Source organism: Sphingopyxis sp., from assembly GCF_036402335.1.
In the GTDB taxonomy this organism is placed as follows: Bacteria; Pseudomonadota; Alphaproteobacteria; order Sphingomonadales; family Sphingomonadaceae; genus Sphingopyxis.
The window spans coordinates 1-7,948 of the sequence record NZ_DASWTD010000644.1 but is presented as its reverse complement, the minus strand read 5'-3'; the positions used below and the strand labels follow the sequence as shown (position 1 = coordinate 7,948).

The 7,948-nt window shown below is 65.8% G+C and carries 5 protein-coding genes and 1 pseudogene; all 6 read right to left on the bottom strand.

What is annotated here, in order from left to right; genetic code table 11:
* Window positions 1-1,478 (bottom strand): annotated as a pseudogene (locus tag VGD20_RS20700) (hypothetical protein); the annotation flags it as partial.
* Window positions 1,479-1,487: 9 nt separating this feature from the next.
* Window positions 1,488-2,429, bottom strand: a complete 942-nt coding sequence (locus tag VGD20_RS20695) for a hypothetical protein (protein WP_331136257.1) — start codon at window positions 2,427-2,429, stop codon at window positions 1,488-1,490.
* 1 nt (window position 2,430) lies between these two features.
* Entirely contained in the window at window positions 2,431-3,636 is a 1,206-nt protein-coding gene (locus VGD20_RS20690) for a hypothetical protein (protein ID WP_331136256.1), read from the bottom strand.
* Between the two features lie 3 nt (window positions 3,637-3,639).
* Window positions 3,640-4,950 (bottom strand): hypothetical protein, encoded by a 1,311-nt coding sequence (locus VGD20_RS20685; protein WP_331136255.1) that lies wholly within the window; start codon window positions 4,948-4,950, stop codon window positions 3,640-3,642.
* A gap of 45 nt (window positions 4,951-4,995) precedes the next feature.
* Complete coding sequence (locus VGD20_RS20680) at window positions 4,996-6,027, bottom strand: hypothetical protein (protein WP_331136254.1); 1,032 nt, start codon at window positions 6,025-6,027, stop codon at window positions 4,996-4,998.
* Between the two features lie 23 nt (window positions 6,028-6,050).
* The gene (locus VGD20_RS20675) at window positions 6,051-7,808 is read right to left on the bottom strand and encodes a hypothetical protein (RefSeq protein ID WP_331136253.1); all 1,758 of its coding nucleotides are present in this window, start codon (window positions 7,806-7,808) and stop codon (window positions 6,051-6,053) included.
* Window positions 7,809-7,948 lie beyond the last annotated feature (140 nt).

Genomic DNA, 7,948 nt, shown 5'->3' with positions numbered 1-7,948 from the left:
GTCGCCGTTCCCGGCGGCGGAGTTGTGGTCGGGCCTGTGGTGGTCGAACCTGTCGTGGCCGTGCCGGGGGGAGGCGGCGTGGTGGCGCCGGTCGTGACCGGCGCCGGCGTCGTCGTCGTGCCGATCGAGGCTGTTCCCGGGGGCGGCGCGGTGGTCGTGCCCCCGGTGGTCGTGGGCGGCCGCGCCGTCGTACTGCCACCGGCACTGCCCGGCGGTGTCGTCGTGCCGCCGCTGCCGCCCAGCGCGGCGCGTGCGCGTTCGGCGATGACATTGGTGTCGAGCGCCGGCGTGGCGGGCGCTGCGGCGGCGGGGGTGGGCGCGACGCTTGGCGCAGCGCGCGCGGCGCGCGCGGTCGCCAGTTCGCCCCGGGCCCTGAGGCGTGCTTCGTCGGCCTGGCGATTGATCTCCATCTCGCGTTCGGGATTGAGCGTGTTGAGGCGCAGCCGCTCGACGGTATTCTCCGACGCGATCCGGTCGAGCGGAACCTGGTCGGTGCGGAACTGCAATTCGACCGAACTGGTCAGATCCGCCGACGCATTCAGGTCCTGGCTCGTGCGCGTATCGTTCGTCGCCACATAGCCGATCGTCGAATTGACCGAGGCCGAGGCGCTCCACCATCCGAACCCGACCGAAGCGCTCGCGCCCACCGTCGTGCGCGTGTCAAAGGCCGAGGTATTCTGTTCGGCGGCCGCCGAACTTGCGTCGATGTGAAAACGCATGCCGGCCGATATGCGCCCCGCATCGATGACGATGCGCTGCATCCCCATCTGCACCATCGTGGCCAGCATCTGCTGCCGGTTGCGCGCGAGCGACTGGCGCACGAAGGGGATCAGCTCGGACGGGCTTCCCGACGGCATTTCGGTGTCGGGTTCGACCCCGAGCGCGGTCCGCAGCGCGTCGGCACTCGGTGCCGCGCCGCGGGTGATCAGCCGCAGCGGCTCGGGCTCGTCGTCGGGATCGGGCCGGTCGTCGGGATCGGGCGCCTCGATTTCGTAGCTCGCCGGAAAACGCTCGGCGAGCCATCGCTTTGCAGCATCGTCGCCGCCGCCCATTGATGCGAAGCCGTCGAGCGATTGCGACACGCCACGCACCAGTTCGACATATTGCTGAAGCTGCGCCTGATTGGTGTCGAGCATCGCCTTGAAAACGCCATTTATCAATTCACTGACAAATCGCGGGAAGGAAATGGCACCCAAAATCTGTCGCGTCGAAGCGGCGACGCGATCGACGGCGGTCGAAGAAAAATGATCGTCGGCATCCATCGCCCGGCTCGGAGCTGCTGGTGCGGGCGCCGGCGCTGCCTCGTCATCGAGCAGCTTTGCGGCATGGGCTATACGCACCAAAGCGTTGGCGATGTCGCGCCTCGCCTGTGGATCGACCTTGTCGGCAGCTTCGCTGGCGGTCAGCTGGCTGCGCACCGCATGCCGGATCGCTTCGGGTGGCGCCGCGAGGGTCTGGGCGGTGGGCTGGAGGGACATCGCGGCGGCTCAATGCGCCAGATCGGCCCATGCCGGCTGGCTTTGCGTGGCCGGCGCGGCCCCTTGCCGCGCGGCATTGGCCTCTTCCTGCCGGAGCAGCGCGACGGTTTCATCGATCCAGTCGAGCGCGGCAGTGACGATCACCTCGGGCGGCATCAGCGCCGCCGGGCCGTCGCGGTCGACTTCGGTCAGCACGTCGGCGACCCACGCGATCACCGCCATGCCCGCGCGTCCACGGCGCAGGTGATTGAGCGTCCCGCGCGGCGGGCGCTTCAACCGCCGGTCGATCGCTCCGACCGCGTCCCACAGCGTCCGTGCCGCCAGCATCGCACGGATGGACGGATTGTTGAGGATCGCGATCGCCTTCGACAGCGTGTCGATGATCTCGCGCGCCATCATCAGCAGGGCGTCGTTCGCGGCGCCGCCGATATTTTCGGCCAGCCGCGTCGCGGCTACATGCAACTGCCGCGGCGAGCCATTTTCGGCCGCCTTGATGATCGCATCGCACAGGTCGAGCATATGCTCATCGAACGCGGCGTTGCTGCCCGCGTCCATGTCGAGCGTTTCGGACGGCGTGCCGAACAGGCGCGCGAACAGTGCCTGACGCTCGTTCGGCTGGATATGATCGCGCCGGTCGCGCCAGAAGGCCTGCACGGCCGTCGCGGCCTCGCCGAGGTCGCCCGCGAGCATGCCCGTGCGCACCATGCGGACGAGATCGTCGGCGGCATCGATCAGCCCCGCCGATTCAAGCGTCGCGGCGAGATAGAGGCTGGCGATCGCGCGCAATTGCATCGGATCGGCATAGGTCGCCGGCGGCAGCACGATCTGCCCGAGTTCGGCCAGCATGACCGCGAAATTCTCGGCGTGCGTCAGCAGCGCCTCGGCATCGGCGAGCGCGGCCTCGGGCGCGGCGGCGTCCGCGCGGTCGGCTTCGGGGGCCGGGCGGTTCATGTCACGCTCCCGCGGGCGCGGTGGTGGATGCCGCCGCCGATCCGGGGGGCGCCGCCGGCTGCGCATTGCCCTGGATCGCGCCGATCATTTCGGGCGTCGCCATCTTTTCGAGCGGCAGATAATCGGACTTGAAGTTGACGCGCACCTCGCCCTGCAACTTCGCCGAGAGGTCGAGCTTGGAATCGCTTGTTTCGTCGACCGACGTCTTCACGGTCGCGACATGGCCGCGTTCATTGGTGTTTACCGACCCGCCGCCGAAGCCGAGGAAGCTGCCGCCAAAGGCGGTGACATTGCGGTTGCGCATCGTCTGCTTGTCCGACGCCGCGGCGCTATAGTCGCGCTTCGCTTCGTCGGTCGCGCGCATGTCGAACTTGACCTTCGCGGTGATCGATCCGTCGGTGATGACGATGCGGTTGATCCCCAGCATGACCATCGAGGCGAGCAATTGCTGGCGCGATTTCGCCATCGCGAGCCGCGCGGCGTTGACCAGTGCCAGTTCCTGCGCTTCGTCGTCGAGGTCGGTCGCGGGCTCGCCCGGCAGGCCCAGCGTATTGTGGATTTCCTTGAGCCCCGCTTCGGTATCGTCGCCGATCGGTACAAGCTTCGACTGGCCTTCTTCGGCGGGTTCGACGCGGAGCAGGTCGGGGAAACGGTCGGCCAGATAGTCGCGGCCCTGACCGAGCCCGATATTCTCGTTCATATAGTCCGACGCTGACTTGGCGACATTGGCGACAAGCTCGGCATAGGCGCGCATCTGCTCGATCGAGCTCGAGACGATCGTCTGGAACACATTGTTGATCAGACCGCCGACAAATGCGGGAAAATCAACTTCCTGGACCAGGCGGACAAACTGATCCGTGCCTTGGCGGGCGGCGCCCGCCTGGAAATCCTTGCCTGCAAAACCCGGCGATTTCGACAGGTTTTGGCGCGTCTGTTCGTTCGCGTCGGGCTGTTTCTGCGGGCCGACCATGGCCTTCGCAAGCGGGTCGCCCGACATGGCTTCGGAAACGATCTGGTTGGGATCGTCCATGAATGCCAGGACCTTGACCATATTGTTCGCCAGATTGCCCTGCTCGTCGGGGCTCAGTTCAGAAAAGGCGGGGATGCTGGTCAGCATTTCGCGTACCTGCGGGCGCACGCGCGCGACCGCTTCAGGGCTGAGGCTGGTGGGTTCCGGCGGCGGCTGCGATGAAGCGACGGCGAGCATCGGTCACGCCCCTGCCGATGCGGGGGCGGGTGCCTGTGCCTCGGTCGGCTTGTAGCTCGGCTTGTTGTGGTCGATCGGTTTCGAGCGCATCTGGATCGCCGCCATCATCTCGGGCGTCGCCATCTTGTCGAGCGGCAGATAGTCGGACTTGAAATTGACGTCGACCTGGCCCGCCAGGCTGGCGCGCGCGGTGAGCTGGTCGGTTTGGGCTTCGGAGGCGACGCTCATCGCGGTCATCACCGGCTTCTGCGAATATTTATATTTGCCCTTGGTGTAATATTCGCTGTCGTACTTGCCGCTGTAATTGCCTTTGCCGCTTTCATAGCTGCCGTCATAGCTGCGCGACCGGTTGCTCGTCGTTTCGTTTTCGCCCTCGCCGTCGGTGAGCACTGCCATGCTGCCGTCGGGGTTGCGCGCATGGTCCATCGCCATCGCCGAGCGCGACAGCGTGCGCTGCGACGAGGCATTGAAGTCATACATGATCTTGGCGGAAATCTTGCCGTTGGTCACCACAACGCGGCTCAGCCCCATCAGCACCATCGTTGCGAGCAGTTGCTGACGCGCGGTCGCGACATGGCTCCGCGCGGCCTTGATCAGCTTGGCTTGCGCTTCGGGGTCGGCGACGTCGATCGAATCGATCCCGCCGTCGGCATAGGAGCCCAGCGTATCGCGCACCCGCGTCAGCGCGCTGTCCTGGTCGACGTCGTCGCGCAGTTTCAGCGTGGGGGTGGGCTTGCCCGAAAAATCGTCGACACCGATCGAGAACACATCGGGGAATTGCTCGACCAGCGTATCCTTGCCGTCGTCGTCGGTCGTATTCTCGTCACGAAACTGGTTGAGCGATTTCGAAACGTCGGCGACCATCTTCGAATAGGCTTCCATCTGTTCGATCGACGAGGTGACGATCGAGTTGAAAACCCCGTCGATCAGGCCGGAAACAAATTCCACGAAGTTGATTTGTTTCAGAAATTCCCCGGCGACAGCAGCGCCTTCGTGCGCCGCCCCCGCGACGAAGGGGTCGTTCCCGATATCTTCGACTGCCTTTTGATGCTCTTGGAAATCGCCGATCCCGCCGGCTTCGCCCGCCATCGCGCGGCTCGACACCGACGCCATGTCGGGTGCGGTCGTGCCGACCATCGCGTCGGCGACCTTCGCGGTATCGTGCGCAACCTGCTTTTGCTGCGCGGCGGGGAGCTGGTGATAGGCGGGCGATCGTTCGAGCAGCTCCTGCACCTTGGCGCGGACCTCTGGCCGGGGCGGCGGCTCCGCCCCCGGGGCGGCGGGGCTGCTCGGGGCGGGACTGTAGAGGGTCATGGCTCAATCTTTCTCTGGTCGTGCCAAGGGCGGGGCCGGGTGTGGTCAAGCGGCGGCAAGCGCCGATGCGGGCGAGATTTCGAATTCGACGGGACGCAGGAACAGGCTGACCTTCGGCGGCCCGCTCGGCGCGATCTTGATGCCGAGCACAGAGAAGCGCCCCGGCCAGACCCCGTCGTCGGGCGTGAATGCCTCGAGAAAGCGCTCGAGCGCGGTCAGCTCGCGCGGCCTTTCGCGCAGGTTCATCGTCAGAAGCTGCAGGAAATTGGGCGGCACGTCGGGGATCGCGTCGAGCATGATCTGAAGCTCCATCTCCGGACCTTCGGGACCGCGGCCGAGCGCGACGAGTGTCGATCCCGAGGGCAGGTCGAACCGCCCGCCGAGCGCGATGCCGACGATCTGCAAGATTTGCGACAGCTTGGTGCCGAGTCCCAGTTCCTCCATCATCGGTTGCAGGTCGGCGACGCGCAGCCCGTTGGTGATCAGGAAGGTTGCCCATTGGCTGCCATAGTCGCGCCCCGCCACCAATGTGGTGAAGATCGGCCTGAGGCCCGGCATGCCGGCCATCGCGGTACCGATCAGCCGCGCCAGCGCCGGATTGACCTGGCCGAGCTGGTCGGTGCCGCCTTCATAGCTGACCGACGCGGTCTGCAAGCCGCTGCTGTCGAAGCTCGACCCGAAGAAGGCGCCATAGTTCAGCCCCGATCCGACCGACATGCCGCGAAAGCCTTCGCTGCACTCGTCGAACCAGCGGAGCGCCGAGTTGCCGAAATTGGCGTCGACGAGGCGCCGCATTTCGCGGTTGGTGCCGGTGCGCCGGTCCCAGCCGCTGGCGTCGGGACCGAGCGGCTCCATATTGAATGCCAGCGACCGCGGAGCTTTCGCGCTGAACTGGGGTTCGAGCGCGGCGGCCCCCGGCGCCAGCGCGTTGCGCGCATAGCTGAGGTCTCCCTGCGGCTTGCGGAAGCTGTCGGCGATGAAGCCGCCGACATAGTCGCGCGGGTCGGCGGTTCGCAGCCGCTGGGCGGCGTGCGACAGCCGGTTCATGACCTGCGCACTAAAGGGTTGGTTCGCCATCGCGATGCTCCTTGGGTGAGAGGTCAATAAGCGGCGTAGCCGTGGCCGTTGGCCATCGGGCGACGCCCGGGGTCGACGCCCATGCCGAGGCCGAGCCCGGTGCCCTCCAGCAGATCGCGCGCGATCGACGGGATCTGGATCGGCCGGCTCGGTTGCTGAGGGGATTCGCGCGGCTGCGACATCTGCTCAATGCGGTCGTCGCCCATCGCCGAGTCCGCCAGCCATAGCTCGCAAGCGTTGACGAGGTCATAGTCGGTCGGGTTCGACGTCGCATTCTGTCCGCTGAAGCGGCGTGGCGGGTTTTCCACCTCCTTGATGTCGATGATCGGCATCGTCGGGTCGCGCAGCCGGTCGGCATTGTCGGCGAGCCAGTTGGTGATGATCGCACCGCACGATGCCAGCGTCCGGTATTTGGAGCTGTTGCGCGCGCCGCCGAGTTCGAGCTGCGCGACCTGATCGATGACGCCCCAAATGTCGCGGGCGCCGAAAGCCGAACGCAGTTCGGCATCCTGAAGCAGGTCGATCATCTCGTTGATCTGCTTCGTCAGGTCGGCGGCGGCATAGAAAGCCATGCCGTAACCGTGCAGCGACATGTTCGCGGCAAGATCGCGTGCGGCCTTCTTGACCTGCTGCTGGTTGATCGCGACGGGCAGCGACGAGCGCAGGATCTGGTCGACCCGGTTTTCGCGGACAAGCGACGAGACCGACGACACGAAGCGCAGCCAGAGTTCCTGGAAATCGCCGTTGCTCGAACCGCCGGGCTGGCCGGTGGGCAGGCCCAGCGTCATCGCATAGAAGGTCTGCCGCTCGACCTCGCTCATCCGGTTCGGCGCCTCGCGCCAATATTGGTAGAGCTTGGTGCCGGCCGGCCCCTTGATCAGCGGCAGTTCGCCGCGCTGCGACATTTCGACGAGCCGGTCGACGACCTGGAACGCCTTCAACTCCTCGAACATCGAGGCGAAGATCATCGGGCCCATCAGCCGGATATTTTCCTCGACGACCTCATAATCCGTCGTGCTTTCAAGGTCGGGCAAGGTCAGTGCGAATTCGTGCAGCGGCTTGTCGTCGTCGTCGCTCTGGACGCGAACCATCTGGTCGTCGACCTTGCGCTTCAGATTGGGGTCGCGCGCGTCGACGCCGCCGGTCACCAGCTTCTCGAAGACGTTCGCATATTCGATTGTCGAGATAGAGGCCTCGCGGTCCTCGCCGGTGATCTTTACCGCCTCGGCCATCAGCTTCAGGACACGGACGGCCAGCGCCATATGGCCGGCGACGCGCCCGGCCGCCTTGAAGAAGCCTTCGACGAACGGTCCCATATTTTCGTGGCGGGTGTCGGTGACGGTCACGACCCGCTTTTCGGCGCCAGTGCCGGTTTCCCGGGTGCGGAGCGGCGGGACGGGAACGCCCTTGGACGCGAGCAGGCCGATGACCAGCGCGACACGTGCGACGTCGGCATCTTTCTTCGCCTCGGTCGCGGCCTTGAGCTGGATGACGCCATCCTTCTGCTCGAAGACGATCGGGACAACGCCTGTCTCCTCGCCCGAAAAGGCGGTCCGCGTCGCGAGGAACAGCGGATCGAAATAGCTCGCGGTATTTTCGCGCGCTTCGTCGATCTTTTCGAGCCGTTCGAGCTCGGCGGTATCGAGCGGACCCAGGATGTTGCCGTTGCGTCTTTTGCGCGCACGCAGCTTGTCGAGGTCATATTTCAGCCGCTGCAGCGCCTCGGCCTCGCGCTCGGCGATGTCGACGAATTTGACGTTCGGGATCAGAATGTCGGCCATGATAACTTCCTTTCAATAATGCGAAACTGTATGGGGTCCGGCCGGTGCCGGCCCGCGCGGGAACCCGGTTTCCTAGCCATCGTCGGCTCCTTCGGACTGGACGCTGTCGTCGGCGTCGATCGCCGCATCGAGCAGTTGCA

Coding starts and splice junctions, on each gene's coding strand:
- VGD20_RS20680 (WP_331136254.1), bottom strand. CDS start 6,027: ATGGCGAACCAACCCTTTAGTGCGCAGGTCATGAACCGGCTGTCGCAC.
- VGD20_RS20690 (WP_331136256.1), bottom strand. CDS start 3,636: ATGCTCGCCGTCGCTTCATCGCAGCCGCCGCCGGAACCCACCAGCCTC.
- VGD20_RS20675 (WP_331136253.1), bottom strand. CDS start 7,808: ATGGCCGACATTCTGATCCCGAACGTCAAATTCGTCGACATCGCCGAG.
- VGD20_RS20695 (WP_331136257.1), bottom strand. CDS start 2,429: ATGAACCGCCCGGCCCCCGAAGCCGACCGCGCGGACGCCGCCGCGCCC.
- VGD20_RS20685 (WP_331136255.1), bottom strand. CDS start 4,950: ATGACCCTCTACAGTCCCGCCCCGAGCAGCCCCGCCGCCCCGGGGGCG.